18 protein-coding genes are annotated in these 18,001 nt (G+C 68.8%); 9 read left to right on the plus strand and 9 right to left on the minus strand.

Annotated features, from left to right (window positions below; all coding sequences use genetic code 11):
* Positions 1-14 precede the first annotated feature (14 nt).
* From miv_RS00165 to miv_RS00175, 3 genes are all read right to left on the minus strand, one after another.
* Positions 15-434, minus strand: a complete 420-nt coding sequence (locus miv_RS00165) for a hypothetical protein (protein ID WP_207180763.1) — start codon at positions 432-434, stop codon at positions 15-17.
* A gap of 82 nt (positions 435-516) precedes the next feature.
* Complete coding sequence (locus tag miv_RS00170) at positions 517-894, minus strand: hypothetical protein (RefSeq protein ID WP_244496733.1); 378 nt, start codon at positions 892-894, stop codon at positions 517-519.
* Between the two features lie 54 nt (positions 895-948).
* Positions 949-1,839, minus strand: coding sequence for a DMT family transporter (locus miv_RS00175; protein ID WP_207180765.1), 891 nt, complete (start codon positions 1,837-1,839; stop codon positions 949-951).
* Positions 1,840-2,109: 270 nt separating this feature from the next.
* Here miv_RS00175 and miv_RS00180 point away from each other — a divergent pair, with 270 nt between their 5' ends.
* The gene (locus tag miv_RS00180) at positions 2,110-2,991 is read left to right on the plus strand and encodes a YihY/virulence factor BrkB family protein (RefSeq protein ID WP_207183339.1); all 882 of its coding nucleotides are present in this window, start codon (positions 2,110-2,112) and stop codon (positions 2,989-2,991) included.
* A gap of 86 nt (positions 2,992-3,077) precedes the next feature.
* Here the strand turns inward: miv_RS00180 and miv_RS00185 are convergent, their stop codons facing one another.
* The 3 genes from miv_RS00185 to miv_RS00195 all read right to left on the minus strand — a co-directional run bounded on the left by miv_RS00185 (position 3,078) and on the right by miv_RS00195 (position 5,418).
* Complete coding sequence (locus miv_RS00185) at positions 3,078-4,334, minus strand: SfnB family sulfur acquisition oxidoreductase (RefSeq protein WP_058617898.1); 1,257 nt, start codon at positions 4,332-4,334, stop codon at positions 3,078-3,080.
* 64 nt (positions 4,335-4,398) lie between these two features.
* Positions 4,399-4,635 (minus strand): hypothetical protein, encoded by a 237-nt coding sequence (locus miv_RS00190; RefSeq protein WP_207180767.1) that lies wholly within the window; start codon positions 4,633-4,635, stop codon positions 4,399-4,401.
* 324 nt (positions 4,636-4,959) lie between these two features.
* On the minus strand, positions 4,960-5,418 hold the full coding sequence (locus miv_RS00195) for a protein tyrosine phosphatase family protein (protein WP_207180769.1): 459 nt from the start codon (positions 5,416-5,418) through the stop codon (positions 4,960-4,962).
* 444 nt (positions 5,419-5,862) lie between these two features.
* On the opposite strand from miv_RS00195, the gene miv_RS00200 reads away from it, so the two are divergent.
* From miv_RS00200 to miv_RS00220, 5 genes are all read left to right on the plus strand, one after another.
* Positions 5,863-7,479 (plus strand): tyrosine-type recombinase/integrase, encoded by a 1,617-nt coding sequence (locus miv_RS00200; RefSeq protein ID WP_207180772.1) that lies wholly within the window; start codon positions 5,863-5,865, stop codon positions 7,477-7,479.
* 172 nt (positions 7,480-7,651) lie between these two features.
* Positions 7,652-7,942, plus strand: a complete 291-nt coding sequence (locus tag miv_RS00205) for a hypothetical protein (RefSeq protein ID WP_207180774.1) — start codon at positions 7,652-7,654, stop codon at positions 7,940-7,942.
* A 115-nt stretch (positions 7,943-8,057) separates the two neighbouring features.
* Positions 8,058-8,345, plus strand: a complete 288-nt coding sequence (locus tag miv_RS00210) for a hypothetical protein (RefSeq protein WP_207180776.1) — start codon at positions 8,058-8,060, stop codon at positions 8,343-8,345.
* A gap of 758 nt (positions 8,346-9,103) precedes the next feature.
* Positions 9,104-9,301 carry a hypothetical protein gene (locus tag miv_RS00215; protein ID WP_207180778.1) on the plus strand — a complete coding sequence of 66 codons (198 nt, stop codon included), beginning with the start codon at positions 9,104-9,106 and terminating at the stop codon, positions 9,299-9,301.
* Positions 9,302-9,308: 7 nt separating this feature from the next.
* Positions 9,309-9,551 (plus strand): hypothetical protein, encoded by a 243-nt coding sequence (locus miv_RS00220; protein WP_207180780.1) that lies wholly within the window; start codon positions 9,309-9,311, stop codon positions 9,549-9,551.
* A 221-nt stretch (positions 9,552-9,772) separates the two neighbouring features.
* On the opposite strand, the gene miv_RS00225 is transcribed toward miv_RS00220, so the two are convergent.
* From miv_RS00225 to miv_RS00235, 3 genes are all read right to left on the minus strand, one after another.
* The gene (locus tag miv_RS00225) at positions 9,773-10,081 is read right to left on the minus strand and encodes a CBS domain-containing protein (RefSeq protein WP_207180782.1); all 309 of its coding nucleotides are present in this window, start codon (positions 10,079-10,081) and stop codon (positions 9,773-9,775) included.
* Between the two features lie 252 nt (positions 10,082-10,333).
* Positions 10,334-10,999 (minus strand): AAA family ATPase, encoded by a 666-nt coding sequence (locus miv_RS00230; RefSeq protein WP_244748806.1) that lies wholly within the window; start codon positions 10,997-10,999, stop codon positions 10,334-10,336.
* A gap of 57 nt (positions 11,000-11,056) precedes the next feature.
* Complete coding sequence (locus miv_RS00235; RefSeq protein ID WP_207180784.1) at positions 11,057-11,857, minus strand: hypothetical protein; 801 nt, start codon at positions 11,855-11,857, stop codon at positions 11,057-11,059.
* A 1,006-nt stretch (positions 11,858-12,863) separates the two neighbouring features.
* Here miv_RS00235 and miv_RS00240 point away from each other — a divergent pair.
* Genes miv_RS00240 through miv_RS00250 form a run of 3 tightly spaced genes read left to right on the plus strand, consistent with a single transcriptional unit; the run spans position 12,864 to position 17,997 of the window.
* Positions 12,864-14,072 carry a Druantia anti-phage system protein DruA gene (locus miv_RS00240; protein WP_244749109.1) on the plus strand — a complete coding sequence of 403 codons (1,209 nt, stop codon included), beginning with the start codon at positions 12,864-12,866 and terminating at the stop codon, positions 14,070-14,072.
* Between the two features lie 11 nt (positions 14,073-14,083).
* Positions 14,084-16,921, plus strand: a complete 2,838-nt coding sequence (locus miv_RS00245) for a hypothetical protein (protein ID WP_207180788.1) — start codon at positions 14,084-14,086, stop codon at positions 16,919-16,921.
* Positions 16,918-17,997: a hypothetical protein gene (locus miv_RS00250; protein WP_207180789.1), complete on the plus strand. Its 1,080-nt coding sequence runs from the start codon at positions 16,918-16,920 to the stop codon at positions 17,995-17,997. Before miv_RS00245 ends, miv_RS00250 begins: the two co-directional genes overlap by 4 nt.
* Positions 17,998-18,001 lie beyond the last annotated feature (4 nt).

Raw genomic sequence — 18,001 nt, forward strand, 5'->3', positions numbered from 1 at the left:
TCGGAGGGCCGCGCTCACCGCCGGGCGCCGTCCCGGTCCGGCCGGACCGCCTCGATCACGTGCGGATCGGGCAGCCCGGGCGCGGCGTCGGCCAGCACGATCTCGACCGGAACGGTCCCGGCCGCCGGGGCCTCGCCGCCCGAGCCGTCGACCGGATTGTAGGGCCGGTTGTAGCAGCGGCAGACCGCGTGCCAGAACGCCGCGCGCTCCGCGGGGCTCAAGCGGCGCAGGCAGGCGTCGAGGGCGTCCTGGCCGGCCCGGGCGAGGCGCTCGCGCTCGCCATCGTCGAGCCGGTCGAGTTCCGAGAGGTCGATCGCCCGCGGGTCCGGGCCGGACAGGATCTGGGGCGGCGCGGCGGGGGGGATCGGCACGATCGCGTCGATCGGCGTGATCGCGTCCGGCACGCGCGAATCGGACGGGGTCGGGTCGGGCACGGCTCGGCTTCCTGGCGGGTTTCCACGCCAGGTCTAACGCCCCTCGTCTCGCTTCGATCCCGACCGCGCCCGGGCGGATTCCTCACGGCTCCGGGAAGAACGGCGGCGGGATGTTGTAGATCGGCAGGTTGGTGTTGCGCGGCAGCCAGGCGTGGAAGACCGGACCCTCGACCTCGCCGTACGAGACCGGGCGGAGGGCGGAGCCCCGCGGCGCGGCGGCGACGAGCCTGCGGCCACGATGAACCGGCCTCGTCGCCGGCCGGCGCCCGGTCTCGTACCCGGCGGGCGGGCGGCTGTCGCCGGCCGGTGCCCCGGGATCGCCGTGAGGGAAGCCGTCCGCCGCCGCGGGACCGGCGAGCGCCAGGCTCGCGCCGAGCGCCAAGGCTGCAGCCAGCGTCAAGCTCGCGCCGAGCGTCAAGCCCGTGGCGAGCGGCACGATCATCACGGCGGGGCGCAGCATGTGGATAGTCTCCGAGGGTCGCGGCAGCCTAGCGCCGCGAGTCCCACCAGGGACTTAACCGCGGCTCGCGATCGCCACGCCCAGAACCGCCACCACCATTCCAAGAAGCTGGACCGGCGCCAGGGTCTCGCCGAACAGCCCGAACGCCATCGCGGCCGAGACCGGCGGCACGAGGTAGAACAGCGCCGCGACGCCCGCCACCGCCCCGCGGCGGATGAGCCCGAGCAGGATCAGGATGCCGCCGACCGACAGGCCGAGCACCGCCCAGGCGAGGCCGAGGAGCAGGGGCGTCGAGAGGTCGAACTGCCCGGTCTCGGTGAGGAGCGCGAGCGGCAGGGTGAACAGCAGGGCGCCGACGAACTGCGCCGCCGCGTTGGTGCGCAGGTCGACCGAGACGGCCTTGCGCTTCTGCCACAGCGTGCCGAACGTGATGGCGACCGTGCCGCAGAAGCAGACGGCCAGCGCCTCGGGCGGAATGCCGCCGGCCGCTCCGAGCTTGGGCGCCAGCACCAGACCGGCGCCGACGAGCCCGACCGCGATGCCGAGCCAGCGCTGAAGCGAGACCCGCTCGCCGAGGAGCGGCCCCGCCACCGCCGCGGTGAGCAGCGGCTGCAGGCTCGCCACCAGGGCGGCGATGCCCGCCGGCAGCCCGCGATGCACCGCCCAGAACACCGCGTCGAGATAGATGCCGTGGATCAGGATCCCGGCCACCATCGCGTCGCGCCAGCCGCGCCAGCCCCGGGGCCAGGTCGCGCGGGCCGAGACGGCGAGCCCGGTCAGCACGAGGGCGGTGAGCCCGAAGCGGACGGAGAGGAAGGTCAGGGGCTCGGCGTGCGGCGCGACGAGCCGCGCCACGACGAAACCCGTGGCCCAGATCAGCACGAACAGGCCGGGGGCCAGGCGGGCGGGCCAGGCGGCGTCGGACAGGGGCAGGAGGCGGCTCATGATGACGGCGCAACGAGCACGGGCGCGGCCGCCGTGCAACCGGCGCCGTCGGCGGGCCGCCCCGCCCGCCACGCGGGGCTTGCGCCTCGGCACAGCCCCCTCCCCCGTGCCCGGAAGGACGCGGCGACCGGATTTCTGGCCGCCCGGCTTCCCAGGACGGGGCCCCGCGCTCTACCTGAGGCGGCAAGCCCGTCGGACGCGTCACCGGCCGGACGCGGCCTTCCCCGGACGACACGAGATGTCGATCAGCCCGAGAGTCCGCGCGCCGTGATCCGTCCCCGCACCGCCCTGGAGATCGCCGCCATCGCGGCCCAGCGCTTCGTCGCCCATGACGGCTGGGCGATCGCGAGCCACATCGCCCTCTCGCTGCTGACCTCGCTGTTTCCGTTCCTGATCCTGCTCACCGCGCTCGCCGGCGTGTTCGGCACCAAGTCGCTCGCCGACGAGGCCGGCAACCTCCTGTTCGAGATCTGGCCGAGCGAGGTCGCCGGCCCGATCGCCGGGGAGGTCCACCGGGTGCTGACCGAGCAGCGCGGCGGCCTCCTCACCCTCGGCGCGGTGCTGGCTTTGTACTTCTCGTCGAGCGGGGTCGAGAGCCTGCGGGTCGGCCTCAACCGGGCCTACGGCCTGCGCGAGACGCGGCCGTGGTGGCTGACGCGCCTCGAATCGATCGGCTACGTCGTCTGCGCCGCCTTCGCGATGCTGGCCTTCACCTTCCTGGTGGTGCTCGGCCCGCTGGTCTGGCGCGGGCTGGTGCTGGTCGCGCCGGGGCTGGAGCCGCTCGGCCTCACCGTGGCGGTCGGCCGGGTCGGCGTGACGGTGCTCCTCGTCGCCACCGTGCTGGTGATCGCCCACAAGTTCATCGCCGCCGGGCGCCGGCCGGTCGTCCTGGTGCTGCCCGGCATCGCCGTGACGCTCTGCCTGTGGGTGCTGGCCGGCCTCGGCTTCGGGATGTACCTCGACCGGTTCTCGAGCGCCTACGTGTCGACCTACGGGGGCCTCGCCACCGCGATGGTCTTCCTGGTCTTCGTCTACTGGCTCGCCGCGATGTTCCTGTTCGGCGGCGAGATCAACGGCACGGTGATCGCCGCCCGCCGCCGCCGCCTCCAGGCTCGGGCCCAGAGGCGGCGAGACACCGTGAAGCTGCTGTAACACCAACGGCCCGAGATGCTGACGCATCAATTCGAGACCGGAACCAAAGGTCGTTTTCAACGACCGTCGGTATAAGCCGGGCCTCGTCAGCTCCAGGCGTGGAACGGCGGGTTCACCCCGTTCAGTGCGTGATTGCCGACGATCGCCACCTTCCAGCGCACCGGATCGTGCAGGGTGTGGGTGCGGGCATTGCGCCAGTGCCGGTCGAGATTGTGCTCGGCGAGCGTCGAGCGGGTGCCGGAGAGTTCGAACAGGGTGTTCGAGGCCGCGAGCGCCACCTCGGTGGTGAGCACCTTCGATTCGGCCACCGCGAGCTGGGCCGCCGCCACGCTCTCGGGCGTCGGGTTCACGACCGCCGCATCGACGGCGAGGCCCGCCCGGTCGAGCAGCGCCTCGGCGGCGTGCTGGCGGATCGTCAGGTCGCCGACGGCCCGGATCGTGTAGGGGTCGTCCGAGGCCCGCTCCTGGCCGCTGTCGATCCAGGGCCGCGCCTTCTCGCGCACGAACGCGATGGTGTCGTCGAGGGCGGCCCGCCCGATTCCCGCATCGATCGCCGCCTGGATGATCTGGAAGATGGCGCCGTCGACCCGCGGCGCCTCGTAGCCGCGCCAGGCCGGCACGAGGTGGCTCTTCTCGACCCGCACGTCGTCGATGATCACGGTGCCGCTCGCCGTGCCGCGCTGGCCGAAGCTCGACCAATCGTCGATCACCGTGAGGCCCGGCGCGTCGCGCTCGGCGATGGCGTACCAGGGCCGGCCCTGGTCATCGACGGCGACGATCGGCACGAGATGGGCGAGCAGGGCGCCCGTGGCGTAGAATTTCCGGCCCCGCACGACGACGTGGTCGCCGTGATCGCTGAAGCGCGTCTCGAACTCCGCGGCCCGCTTGGTGCCCTTCTCCGAGAAGGCGTTGCCGAAGCGCAGGCCGGAGAGCACCGCGGAAAAGAGCCGCGCCTGCTGCTCGGGCTCCGACACGGTGCGGATCGCCGCGACGATGCCGAGATGGTTCTGGGCGATCTGCGCGATCGAGGGATCGGCGGCTGCGATAATCGCGACGACCTGCGCCAGCGTCCGGTACGAGACCTCCGGCCCGCCATGGCTGCGCGGCACGTTGATCGACCACAAGCCGCTCTGCGAGAATGCGTCGAGCTCCGCGAGCGGCCGTGCGCCGGTGCGGTCGCGCTCCGAGGCCCCCTCCCGGAAACGCGCCGCCAGGTCGTGCGCGACCCGGATCGCCTCCGCATCGTCGCGGATGACGTGGGCGGGCGTCGCGGGACGTGCAGGCCCGGGCGTCCCCTGCGGCACGTGCCCGGCGACGAGGTTCGGATTGACGGCGATGTTCATGGGTCGCTCCGCGTTCGGTCGAAGAATCGGGATCCCGGGCGGCACGCCGCGCACGCGGCGACCGTCACTGCACGGGAAAGGCCGGCCCCGAGCATGGCATCCGGAACAGTCGATGCAGATGATTGCCGCAAAGAACGAAAACCGTCTCCGGCACGACTGCCTGGAACGTCTCGATGACGTCAAAATCGTCGCCGAAGACGATGTTTCCGTCAAACGAAGCGATCGGTTTATTTCGCGGCTTTTCTGGAATTTCGTTTCCCGCCGAGCACCGATCGAGGGAAAGGCGTTTGCGCGGGGTCACCGCCGGCGCACCGGGCGACCATCGCGGCGGCGGGCCGAACCCGGGGTGCGAAGCGCGGCGGGCCCGCTTCCTTCGAGACACCGGACGGATGAAAAGCGTCCCGGTATCGCGGCGCGATCGGGGCGCCATGAAGCGTGGGGCGTCGCCCCGATTGCGGGCAGGTACGCGCCGGTCGGGATCGGCGCGGCCACGGTGCGACCGATCGGACGAACGGGAGAATCCCGCCGCCGGTCATGATCCGGGCCGGCCCTCAGGCCTGCCAATCGCCCGGGTCGCGGCGCCGTGTCGAGCGGCGAGGCTCAAGCTCGACCGGCAGCGGGGCCTCTACGTCGGCGAGGTAGCCGACCCCTGCTTGGAAGGCCCGTCCGCCGAGGCGAGGTGCCGGATGGCGTCGGTCATGTCGTAGCCCGCCGCCCGGGCCACGGCCAGGATCTCCGGCTCCGGCCGGCCGCGGGCGCCCTCGTGGAGCGACCAGAGCGTCGTCGAGCGGGTGCCGGTCCGGCAATAGGCGAGGACGGGCGTCGGCAGGTCCTCGAGCAGCGCGCCGAACGCCGCCGCATCCGCGTTCGAGACCCGGCCCGACACGACCGGCAGGTAGCGGATCTCGATCCCGGCCGTACGGGCGGCAACCTCGATCTCCCGAAAGTCCGGCTGGTCCGTCCCCTCCCCGTCGGGACGGTTGCAGATCAAGGCCCGGAACCCGGCCCGGGACATTGCCGGCACATCGGCGGGCACGACCTGCCCGGCGACGGACAGGTCGTCCGTCAGGCGCTTGACGTCCATCGTCGCTCTCCCCGCTCGCGACGCCGGGGCGACGGCACCGCCCGCGACACGATCCGTGCCACCGCCATTCCTGCGCACGCGACGACCGCCATGCGCCCCGCACGCGGCGCGGCCCGCAAACCATGGATCATGGCGGAGTGACGTCTCTCATCCAACGGCCGCGAGGAACAGATCCCGACAGGGCCGAACACTCATTCAATGGCAGGCTGTCAAAAACGCCTGGCGGATGACTGGGTTGGATGGAGCGGGCGATCGGGATCGAACCGACGACATTCAGCTTGGGAAGCTTTAGAGGCGGGTTTTCGGGCACCCGCGGAACCTGTTAACCACCCCGACTAACTCCCTCATACCGCACGAATTTTCTGTGCCTCTGCGCATTCCACTGCGTTGCTGGGCCTCCGGGCGCCGTGTTGTATCCCCGTTGTATCCCGCGCGGAGGGCACGGTGGCGAAGGCGAAGGAGCGAGGCGGCTACGAGCGCGAGCGCGTCCATCTCACGGCCGAGACCGTGGCGAGAGCGATGCGGCTGATCGACGAAGGACGGGTCCCGGGCCGGGGCATCGAGTTCGCCGACACGGCCAAGGACGCGACCGGCCTGACGCTGCGTGTCACGAAGGCCAGCGGCACCTGGTACCTGCGCCACCGCCGGGGGACGATCCGGCTCGGGGGCGTCGACGTGATGGACCTGCAGGCCGCGCGGATCGCAGCGGCCCGCGCGCGCCTGGACTTCGCCGCCGGGTTCGACCCGAAGTTCGACGCCGAGATCTTCGAGCGGTCCCTTGGCGAGGGCGCGGCCCTGCCGGAGGCGGTCGAGCTCGCCTACCCGCCGTTCGAGCCTCGCCGGCCGAAGCGGACCGAGGAGGATCGTCGGCGCGATGGGCCCTGGGAATGGCGTGACCTCCTCGACTTGTTCCTTGAGCATCACCTGCCGACCTTGCGCGAGGGATGGGACAGCCAGTACGAGCGCGCCCTTCGGCTGCCGGAGTTCGCCGAGATCGCGGAGACGCCGGTCTGCGACATCACCCTCGCGGACTTCGAGCGCGTGCGTGACGCCCTGGTGCGGAATCAGGCCCCGAGCACCGCATCCCGGGCGATGGCGAACGCCCGTGCGGCGCTCGACTGGGGGCACAGCGATCACTCGGGACTTTGCGGCTGGACGGAGCAGGATGTCCCGTGGTGGTCCAATCGGGCCAAGGTCCGGTACAAGGCGGGAACGCGCGAGCACACGCCGACGGTCACCGAGCTCGTCCGGACGATCCTCGTCGCGGAGCACTGCCGGGCGCTCGGCGGCACAGACCAGGAGACCACCCCGGGGACGATCGCGGCCCTGTGGGCCGTCGTCCTGACCGCGCAGCGGACCGGCGCGCTTGGCGGGACCCGGCGGGATGGCATCATCGACGTGCCCGACCATCCCGGCTGGCTCGCCTGGACTTGGACCGGCGAAGAAATGAAGGGCGGCACGAGCGCGGCCCGCCCGCACGGCCTCCCGATCCCGCCCGAGGCACTGGCGATCCTCGCCCGGTTCGAGCGGGACAACGATAGCAACTGGCTATTCCCGAGCCGGGCGAGCGGCAAGCACGTCACCTCCGATGGCCTGAACCAGCTCCTCTACCGTCTCCAGGGAAAGACGAAGGCGGGCAAGAAGGGCGCCGTGACCGTCCGCAAGCGGGACTGGCTGAAGCTCGTGGGGGTTCGGCACTGGACCCCGCACGATGCCCGCCGGACGCTCTCCTCCTACCTCGCCGACGAGGAACTCGGCGGCGCCGGCAGCGCGATCCTGGCGCACAGCACCGGCAAAAAGGATGACGAAGATGCCAGGGTCGAGGACATCACGCGCCGGGTCTACGCTCGGGCGCAGCGCTTCCCGCTCAAGGCGAAGGGGATGAGCGTGTGGGTCCGGCACGTGCTGGAAGCCTACGAGCGCGAGCGCCCGATCGTCGAGCGGATGCTACGGGCGGCCCCGTCGGTCGAGCCGCCCGGGCCCACTCCGGATCCCGAGCCCGTTGTCAGGGGACCTGGCCGGCCGCGGAAGCCCAAGGCGGAGAAGAAGCTTCGGCGGTGAGCCCCCTCCCCTCCGGTGTGTCCGCTTACCGGACAGACCCCGCCCTTGCGGCGCGCCCTCCGCGGGGTCATCATCCCGGCACAGGGGACCGGCTCCGGCCGGTCAGCCTCCCGCATCCCCTTGAGGGCTCCCATCGATCGCACCCGCCGCCGCGCCGGGCAGGAGCCTTCCCATGCGCGTTATCGAGCTCAGCATCCCCGAGGCCCTCATCCGCGAAGCGCTGCCCCGCGCCACTGACGAGGAAGTCGCGGCCCTCGTCGGCCGGTTCGCGGGGCGCTCGTTCTCGCCCGACAACGAGGACCTCCTCAGCCCCTTCACGGACAGGGACACGCCGCGCGACCGGCTCGCCCGGATCCGGGTGGTGATCGGCTGCATTCTGACCGGACGCCGGAACGGGTGGGTGCTCGGGATGGTGAGCCCGACGGTCGAGCGCATCGTGGAGGCGGCCGCCGCGCGGGCCTGACCTCCGCACCCGGCTGGGCTTGCCCCGGGCCCCGGCCGGCCCGAGGATGCCTCCATGCATGGGGGTCGGCATGAGCGATCTGAGGGAGGCCGTCAGGTCGGAGACGCTACGGCGGATGAGGCAGGCTCTCGCTGAAAAGGATGCGAGGCTGGAGGAGCTGCGCGCCGACCGCGCCCGCCTGGCCGCTTCGATAGCTGAGATGGAGGTGCAGCCGCCCGTTCAGGAGGAGGACCTCGTTGCGACGGTCATCCTCCCGGCCGATGGCCGCCTGGTCGTGTCGGCGCCGGGGACGCCAACTCACCGCATCGTCGCCCTTCGGGGGAAGCTCGCCGGCGCCACGGCGCAGCGGGTGGCCGAAATCGTCGAGGAGGCCCTGCAGGCCAGGGATCGCCAGGAGCGGTAAGGCGCCCCAGTATTTGGCGCCATGCTAAGACAGATCAGGGTTTCTTCCTAAATATAGTGTGAAGCAACGACCTGACTATCAAACCCCAGTCCGCTTTACCGTCAGGAGAGGGCCTGCTTTAGACCGCACATCGGACATTTGGTGGCACTCGCGCAATCCAAGATATTGACACCTTGCGGCCCATCGAGCATGAGAGTCCTGGAAGTCTAGTTAGTAAAAGAAGTCAACCTGCAAGCGGCGGCCACGACATCAGGAGGTTATGCTACATTACGCAGCCCTCGCGAGGTGGCGAGGGCCCAGAAATTCCCTCGCGTCGGTCGTATCGTTCGTGCTTCCCGCCACAGCACCGACGAGTTGCATCTGAGCGATCCATTGTCCCCGAAGTCTACTGGTGTCAGGGTAGGTCGACTGGCCAACCGAAGGAGGCAAGGAACATGCGCATCATTGGCAAATGCCGCCTGCCATTAATTGATAGAGGGGACCGACACCCCAGGAGATCGAGGCCAGCGTGGAGAACGCACGTTTAATGCCCCGGGTCATCCCGATGGGCGTCTATCGCTACCGCTCTCACGCGGAGGCGGACGCCGAAATGGACCGGTGGACAGTCGATGCGATGGTGGCGCGATCTAAGGAATTGGCTCGTCGATAGGATCAAGGCGCCTGCCGCCAAAGCGGACCCGAGCGACGAGGACCGGGAACGTATGGGTGTTGTGGCGCTTGAAAGGCAGGCGTATGGTGTCGATGCAGAGGTCGCATCCATGAAGCTGAACATCGACTACGGGAAGGACCGCGAGGGACGCCACACGGCGACCAGCCGCGATTTCCGTGGCCTCCTGGCCCGAGGTAAGTCGGACGCCGAGGCCGCACACAACCTCATGAAGATGGTCGAGCTCATTGAGCTCCGCCGCGGGCACGCCGACGCGGCGCCCTCCGCCGTGATCTACGACGTGGCGTAAGCGGCCCTTGATCCACTGCATCCGGTTCGCGGACGTCGCGGCCTACCTCGCGAGGCTCGGCTTCGCGCACCTCGGCGTGGCGGGCGAGGCGCACGTCTTCGAGCATCCGAACCGTCCGGGCGAGTTACCGCCCTTCTGCTCGATCCACATGCCGAACCATCGCGGCATGGTCACCGAGTTGTCCGTGAACGACTCCTTTTACGCTGCCGAGATCCCCGTGCCGGATTTCGACCTCGAATGGTGCGATTGATCGCACGTCGGTTTCCGCTTGGTCCCCGGTGCCGAACACGAACCACACGGCAATTTGCGGTGGGCGGCGAGAGCGGGGCATGGGCCAAGCCTGACGACGTCGATCGCGCGTCCCTGAACCATCGACTGCGAGACCGCCGGGCCGACCTGTGGCCCCATGCCGGTTCCTACACGGGCTCGCCCCGGCCGGCTCGGCTTCACGCCCGCGTCGCAATGCTGCGCTCAGTACCGGCGGTGGGCGCGCAGGAGGATGCCCCGCGGGATCCGGGCGCTGTGACGTTCCTCGACGACGATCACGCCCCGGATGCCGGGTCCCTTGACGGCGTCGACGAGCTCAGCGAGCGGCGCGTCGGCGGCGACGCGGGTCCAGCGCCCGCGAACGACGCCGGAGGCCATGAGGTCGGCGACACTGTGCTCGCCGAAGTCGATCATGGTGCCAACCAGCCGATCCGAGGCGTAGGCGACGATGTCGGCGGCCGATAGGAGCGCCGTGGGGCACCCGGCCGCGTCGACGCAGACGATCGCGGGCACGTCCGGGCTGTAGGCTGCAAGGACGGAGGCGAGGGTGTGATCCTCGGCGATCGCCTGGAAGCCAGTGTCGCATCGCTCTATCGCGGTCTACGGGGCCATGCCGGGCCGTGGCTTGGTACGGATCACGGTCGCAAGCGTGGAGTGATGGCGCAGCCAGCGCGACATCGACGGGTTCCGCATCTCTCGTCATCAGGGTTCGACCATGGAGCAGGGCGCGGACCGAACCGGCCGTCCCGGCGCCCATCGCGACGCTCACAGAGCGAAGCGTGCCACGTCGCGGATCCGGGCCGCGACGGCATGGGCCGCCTCGTGACGCGCGCAGACCGCGAGCTCCTCGGGGGTCCGATCTTCCTCGGACGACACGGAACGGGCGAGGTCGGCCACGGTCATACGACGTCCCTCGACACGGGCCGCGGAGCGCGCGGCCTTGATCCACCCGACCGCTTCCGCCCCGGTGGCGCCGGTGCCGAGCATCACCACCGGCATTAGGTCCTCGCCGGGCAGGTCGGCACCGAGGTGCTGCCGGAGGATGCTCGCGAGATCCTCGGCCGAGGGGCGCGTGATCTCGATCGGCGGGAACGGCCGACCGGGCCGGATCATCGCCGGATCGAGGGCCGACAGGTGGTTGGTAGCGCCGACGACGATGAGCCTGGAGGCGTCGCCGGAGGTCGTGCTGTCGAGGGCGGCGAGCACCCCCGTGATGACGGGGGTCCACCAGTCGCGTCCGCGGGCGCTCAAGCCATCGCGGCTCGGGATCGCATCGACCTCGTCGAGGAACAGCAGTGCCGGGGCCTGGGCCGCGGCGAGGGCGAGCTTGCCCTCGAAGGCCTTCAAGACGCCGTCGAGGTACCCGTTCGAGCCGGTGAACCACCCAGTCACGGACGTCGCGACGAGCGGGATGCGCGCGGCCTTCGCCACAGACAGGACAAAGGAGGTCTTCCCCGTCTCGGGCGGGCCGTAGAGCAGCGCGGTCCGCTAAACCGCGGACCAGTCGAGGCGGCCCTCGCGCCAGGCGTCCAGGTCCCGGACGAGATCCCTCGCCCACCCCATCGCAGGGCCGCCGTAGCCGTGGAGTGTCTCCAGGTCCGGCACCTCGCCGAGCTGGGGATCGATGCCCGAGCGCGCCTCGGCGATCGAGCGGATCCGCGCGATGCAGTCGCGGGGCGTCGAGCCGATCCGGATCTGCGAGGTCAGCTCGTCGAGGTTGAGCGACCCCGCGACCGCCCGGGGCATGCGGCGGGCGCGCTTGCCAGTGGCGGCGCGAATGACTTCCGCGACGACCCGGTTCGAGGGCGGGCCGATGCGGACGACGAGATCGGCCGCTGCGACGAGGGTCTCGGGCAAATAGCGCTCCGGCGCGTGCGAGACCCCGGCGACCCGAGCCCCCTCGCTGAGGAGCCGCGCGACCTTGTCGTTGCCCTCGCTCGGCTTGTGCTGGGTCTTCGAGGAGCCGTCCCGGACCTCGACATGGACGAAGGGGGCGATGTCGCGCAGGGCGCTGCCGACGTGCTGGCACCAGTCGGCCGAGGGCACCTCGACGACGACAGCCAGGCTCCCCGGTGCGCGCAGACGGCGCAGGCCGGCCGGGCCGAGGGCTTCGAGGAGCGCGGCGGCGGGCAGCACCTCCCGCGCGGCCCGCAGGCCGGCGAGGCCGTGCCGGACGTAGGGCGTCTGGGCGTCGTCGGCGGGAAATCCCGCCTCGTCGCGCGGCATCTCACCGGGAAAGAACGCGTCGTTGCCGTGCTTCGGCTTTCCGCCGGTCTGGGAGTTGGACATGATGGCTGCCTCCATGCGCGAGGCAGCCGGCCGCGATCGCGGCCCGGTCAGACCCCGGGAGGTTTCGGTTCGGTGCGGGGGACGCGACGCCGGCCAGGAATGGCGACGGGCGTCACGGGCCGGTTGGAACGCCGGCGGGTCACCCGTTTTCGCGGTGCGCACAGGGTCATCGGGAGAGCTTTCCGGGCTGGGTCCGCCCGAGCGTCAGCTTCGAGGGCGGGATGGGGCTCCGGCACCGGGCCGGAAGCGCATGGGGCGCCGTCGAGGCGCAGGGAAACAGATACAGAACGGCGGGAATCGCGGTCAATCCGGGCCGGCGTCGATCCGGCAAATTTTATCGAACCGGTGGATAACGGGGAGAGCGATCGAGGGTTTACCGGCGGTTAACCCTGTCGTGGGCTTCAGGCGGGCGCAAGTCCAGGGCGCCGGGATCCACGGGTCGGCGCTCGGGCCGAATAGATTGGCTTTAGTAGATCGGCCTGACCGGCCCGCTTTGGACCGGGCTGATTGAGAGGACGTGTACCGGCCGTGGACGTAGGTGATGCCGTCCTCTTCCGATAGCCGTCGACGGTGAAGCGCACGAGGGCGAAGTAGAGTTCTTCGACGAGCAGGCTCGCCATCTCTTCTGAAGGGTAGACCCTCTTCTCAACCACGTTGGGGAAGGACTGGCCGGTTTAGATCCGACAAGGCCTCTTCAGGGAGCTGAAGAACGACTCGATGGTGCCACGCGTGAGAGGATACTTGCCTAATAAGCTTAAACGGATGCCTGTCGATCTCTTTCGCCGGCCCCGAACGGGCGGCCGCGTTCCAAATCCCAACGGGTGTTTACCTGCCGTGCGGCAACCTCAGAGAAATAGCTTGGCCGCATGAAACTCGTATGCAACCATAGAGCGAATGGGTGATGAATCGCTTGTGGGCGCGATGGGTAGGCCATGTTTTCGCCACCTGACGTTTTCCACGCCGGATGCGATCATTGACGCAGGCGGGTGATCGAGCGATTCGTCAGATGCGGTTGAATACGGTAATCCATGTCGACCCTGTAGAAGATCATCTGAAGCGCAAGCTGCGGCGGCACTTCCGGGATCTTGGCTTTTCGAAGGCCGAAGACGGTTCTCTCGTCCTTCCAGGAAACGATAAGGAACATGTACGCCGACTTCATGCGGCGCAAAGGAGCGATCGCATTGCCAGCAACCTTCGCTTCATCACTGAGAGCGGAGATAAACTTTTGGCGCATTTCGCGGACGGTCGGAAAATTGATCCTGCGAAGATCAAGCTTCGGCTTATCCGGGTGCCGCAGCGCGGCGTTCATGCCGATATTTTTCGCCTGGCTTCCCTGACTTGGTCTGTGCCAGTTTCCCTCGGCTTCGGTCGGCGGATGAGGTATCTCGTTTGGGACGACCACCACGAAAAGCTGGTTGGGATCTTCGCGCTCGGTGACCCGGTCTTCAACCTAAGCGTACGCGACAAACTCATCGGATGGTCGGCAAACGACCGGAAGGATCGGCTCGTCAGCATCCTCGACGCATACGTCCTGGGTGCCGTCCCGCCCTACAACATGCTGCTCGGCGGCAAGGCCGTCGCCTGTGTCGTCCGTTCAAGGGACGTGTTCGAGGATTTTTCCAACACCTACGGCGTCAGCACCGGGATCATTTCGGGCAAGTCGAAGATCGCCAAGCTGCTGGCGGTGACGACCAGCTCTTCAATGGGTCGATCCTCGATCTACAACCGCCTCAAGCTCGGCGATGAGGCGTATTTCAGGAGCATCGGTTACACGACGGGGTGGGGCCACTTCCACATCAACGACCACCTGTTCACTGAGATGCGCAAGTTCCTGCGGCTCCGTGGACATCGATACGCGGACGAGCACAGCTTCGGGCAAGGCCCCAACTGGCGCCTCCGCACTATCAGAGCCGCCATCGGCGAGTTGGGTCTGAACGAAGCCGTGTTGAAGCACGGCATCCGGCGGGAAGTCTTCTACGCCCCCTTCGGTGCGAATGCCGCCGAGATTTTGCGCACCGGACAAGGCATTCTCGACACCTCGAACCTGCTCACCGTGGCGCAGATCGGCGATCTCGCCCGCGAGCGCTGGATGGTGCCCAGGGCGGAACGGCAGGACGAGTTCCGCGCGTGGGAGCGACAGGGCATCCTCGACCTCGTCCACGGTTCGGGCCGGCGCACCGCATCCGACGTGACCGGCGTCGCGGCAGCGGGGTGAAGGAGACCTCGATGCTGGCAGACCTCAACCGTCGGCTCGACAGGCAATTCGCCACCCTGCGCGGTCAGCGCGCGACCAACCGTCTGCCCGTCTTCGCGCTGGAACACGGCCTGAGCGAGCCGGAGATCCATTCGCTCAAGCTCTTGCTATCAGGCGAGTTGAAGAGGAAGGGCAAGCTCGACCACGCCCATTGGCTATGTTGGATCGCCGCAGCCGCCGAGGTGGGCTACGCCTTTGACGGCGTCGAGTTCTGGACCTCGTTCGAAGGGGCCGTCCCCGGCTGGGCGGCAATGGGCAGCCGCACGACAATCCGGGATTGGTACAAGCGCTTCGGCGAGCGGTTCAGCGGTATCCGCCCGGAAGGTCCGTGGGCGAAACACTTCTCAATTATTGCCTGGCCGATCACACACTCGATCCTGCCGAAAGATCTCCAGTCCCAGTTCGCACGGCTCCTCTACGAATGCAGGTATCGGCTCGCCAGCATCCAGGGCCAAGGGGCGGACAAGATCGGCGAAGTCCTGCGCAAGGCCGGCCCCGATACGAACACCAGGTTCGGGAACTTCCTTGAGCAGGTCAGCCTGACCGGCATGCTGTTCATCGCCTTGCGCGACGAGGGCATAGGCGAACGGCTCTCGCCCATCAAGAAGGAGACCCTCTCTCGCATCATCGGCGACCTCGAACAACGACAGGCTGCAAAGGAGTGGCTGCGCGAGGCCAGGCGGGTGATCCGAGAGGCCGGCCTCAAGCAGTCCCGTCACCTTGCGCCGGCGCCCGCCAAACCCGAGCAAGTTCAGGAGAGGTCCGTCGAAGCGGCACCCATCGAAAGGCACGCCTCGCTGACCGCACGGCGTGCCGGTGGTGGGACATGGGTTATGAGGCTCCAACTTCCCGACTTCAGGGCGGTCCTCAGGGCGGCGAAAATCGGCAATCCCGATCTCGACAAGACGAGGATTCGGTTCTTCGACGAGAAGGGCACATGGCGACCCGGACGTTCGCTCCTCAGCCTTTCCAGGTCCGAACCCGCGATCACGCGCCTTCCGCCCACGGAACGGATCATCGACTTCGAGACGAAGACGCCGAACGTCGAGCGGACCCTCCGTCGCGCGATCTCGGTCCCTGGACCATCGCCGTGGCTGTTGAGGGTGCAGGCAGACGGCGTCGCCCGGCAGGTCATGGGGCATCACGTTCGCGTCGGTCAGACCTACGTGCTGGCATCCACTCAGCCGCTTGCCCGCACCGCGGTCGAGGAACTCAGGCTCGGGGTAATCCACGAGGCGGAAGGATCCAACCTCTACGAACTGAAATTACCCGACGCACTCAGCGGCATCCGCTTGGCCGCGTTGGAGAGGGTCGGCCTGGGTTACAGCCTGGGAGCTCGGATCGATCCTGCCGGCATCGTGCCGAGCCTCGATCCTTCGACGGGCCAGTCGGTCTGGTCACCTGACGACGAGATCATCCTCAGGCTCTCGGCCGACTACGCGGTACGGGAATATCAGGTGGCCGTCGGCTCCTCGCCGGCCGTCAGAATACCCGGTGACGGGCGACCCGAGATCCTATGCAGCTTCGGGCGACTTCCCCTCGGTCCGGGAACGATCACGGTTAACGCCGTGCCAATGGACAAAGGATTGGCGGAACGGGTCCAGCCCGAGGTGCTCCGCGCGCTCGTGCGGGCGCCTCGGGCCTGGTCGAAGGCACCTTCCGAACGCTGCGGGCTGAAGGCCTCCGTCGACCCACCGGAGGCCAGGCTCGGCGAACTCCTCGCGGGGCAGGCGCGCATCACCCTTATTGGGCCGCCACGCAGGAAGGTCTCGTCCAGGGCCGAGTTCTTCGACGTCAACGGCCATGTTCAGGCAACCGAGCGGCTCGGCGAGAGGGAGCTCCCGGCCGACCCCGGTTGGTTCAGGCGTGCCGTCGAGCCGCTGAACAAGGAGAAGTGCTGGGACCTCATCCAGTCCTCGCCAAGGGTCGACATCGTCTTTGATGCCGGCGAGCTCGGCTCTGCCCGCGTGCCGTTCCGCAACAAGGTCGAGCCGCTCCGTTGGAGGGTTTCCCGCGAGCGCGGGAGCGTCACGGTCCGCCTGGTCGATGAGGCGGACCGGCCCGAACAGCTTTCGGTCGAGCGTTACGACCTCACGGCCCCGGACGTGAAAGTGGCGATGTCGGCCGATGCGTGCATGGCCGGCGTCCCGCTCGCGGCGACAGGGTCCCTGTTCGTCGCCATGCTCGATGGCAAGCGGTACCGCACGGTCATCGCCCTCTCGCCATCGGGGAAGCCGACGTCGCTGGGTGATCTCGCCTTGGAACCCCGCCTCGATTTCATCGGCCAAAAGCCCCGCAGGGTCCCACGGCTGGTCAACCTGCAGCGGCTCTGGAACGGCGCGAACTGCATGGGCCCCCTAGCCACCATCCGCAGGTGGCAGACCCTCCAGGCCTTAGACGCCCGGCTGTTGGAAATCTTCTGCGGCCCTCACTGGCTGCGCGCCTCGCGCGAGTTCATCGAACGGCAGGTGACGAGCGACCGGACCCTGCAGCAGATGGTTGGGGTCCCGTCATTCGCCAGAACCCTTGCCGAGGCGTTCGCTGGCAGGCCCCTTGCGGCGAGGCACGGGCTGCCGATCTTCCAACAGGCGGCCATCCGGTATCAGGTTTGCTCCGACGCCGACGCCATCAGGACGGCCTGGCAGATAGCCATGGAGCCCGCGGCCCTGACCTTTGCGGATCCTCGAAGAGGAGGGGATCTGTTAGAGGAGATCGCCGCCAACAAGGGTCTGGCCAGGGGGGCATTCCTCGTTCGTGCGGTGACCGCCTTCGATGCGGAGCCTGTGGCACCGAAGGACGTGGCCGCATGACTTTCGACGTCCTCCCGCCCAAGGATGCGTTCACCCGGATCGCGTCGTCCCTCTGCGTCCCGGATCCCGGTCAGGACGCGGAGCGAACCGTGGCCTTCGTCTGCCAGGTGATCCGCCGGGCGGCGCTCGCGGTCGCGCCTTGCGGTCGCTCGACGCTAGAGACCGTGGCCGTCGAGGCGCTTCGGGGCTTCTGGCCCGACAGGGCAACGCTCACGTCGATGGTCGAGCAGGCCACCGAGGAATTGCTTGCCTACGGCGACCTCCTTGAGATGCAAGTACCCGTGGAAGGATCTGGGCGCGCCTCATTCGTCATGCGGGCCGCCCCGCCCCATCACGTGATGCGGGGCGCCGACTCTTGCGTGATCCTGGGCCTTGGGAACGAGGAGATCACGCCGCTTCCCACCTCGACCTTGAGCCGTGTCCGCCACGTCGGCGCCTTGCGCTTCCTCGACGGCGATGGCGCCTCGGACCTGAGCACCTTCCTCGCCGAAAACGGGTTTCCCGCGCTCGACCAGAGGGGCTGGCTGCGCCTGCCACGCGCGGAGACGCCAGAGGCCTTCATCCGCGTCTGGTGGGACAAGCTGGCGGCCCAGGACCGCAGCGGTGAGATCGACGGCCTTCGGGTCATCTCGGTCGAGAGCAGCGTCCGCTACTACAAGGGCCGCTGGGTGCAGCCCGCGAGACTGTCGGGCCGCTTCGTGGCGCGCCGACCCCAGGCTTACGGGGCGGACCTGTGGTGCATCGTGGAACTCGACGGCGGCCGTCCGGTGCGCCTCCTCGACGTCACGTCCGCCGGCGATCTCCGGAGGCCATCCGACATCGCCTGGCGGATCCAGATGGCCCAGGACGCCTTGGCCGGCAGGCGGCAGGTGTTCAGGGTTGCCCGGAACGACGACACGACCTTCGTGGAGTTCCTCTCGCCGCTTCCCTCGTGGGCACGGCGTCGACTGCTCGTCTCGGGATCCGAGGCGCAGCGTCCCCGGTGCCTGATGGCGTTCGCGACCAGGCCCGACGAACTGCCGAACGTCCTGGACTTCCTGAAGAACTGCCTGTGGCTCGAAGAAACGACACACTGAGCGC

Source organism: Methylobacterium indicum (assembly GCF_017347565.1).
Taxonomy (GTDB): domain Bacteria; phylum Pseudomonadota; class Alphaproteobacteria; order Rhizobiales; family Beijerinckiaceae; genus Methylobacterium; species Methylobacterium indicum.